This is a genomic window from Acinetobacter sp. Li1LvA2, assembly GCF_056156705.1.
Map to the genome: position 1 here is coordinate 1 of NZ_JBSICF010000034.1, position 437 is coordinate 437.

At 46.2% G+C, this 437-nt stretch carries 1 protein-coding gene; it reads right to left on the minus strand.

The features are described 5' to 3' along the window. Nucleotides 1–437, minus strand: a 437-nt coding sequence (locus ACS604_RS18965) for an Ig-like domain-containing protein (RefSeq protein WP_474772660.1), incomplete at both ends; no start/stop codon positions are given.

The following is a 437-nucleotide window of genomic DNA, read 5'->3' on the forward strand; positions in this document are numbered from 1 at the left end:
TACCGTCGCCATTTAAGTCTTCAGGAATCGTGATCGCACCGATCAAGTCTGCTGGTACTGTATCAATAGTAAGCGTCGCTGTATCTGTAGCTATATTTCCAGCTGGATCAGTTGCAGTTACAGTCACTGTATGTGGACCATCTGTTAAGACAGGCAGAGTATTGTCTGCAAGTGACCAGGTGCCATCGCCATTGTTAGTCGCTGGGTAGTCAATACCATCCACATTCACAACAACTGTTGCTGTTGGGTCATTAATCGCTCCTGTTAAAGCAGGAGTCGTGTCATTAGTAACCACATCATCTAAAGATACAACTGGAATGCTAGTATCCACTGTCACCACAGCTGTATCTGTTCCTGCATTACCTGCAGGGTCAGTTGCTGTCACGGTAATGGTATGTGGACCGTCTGTTAATGCAGGCAAGGTATTGTCTGCAAGG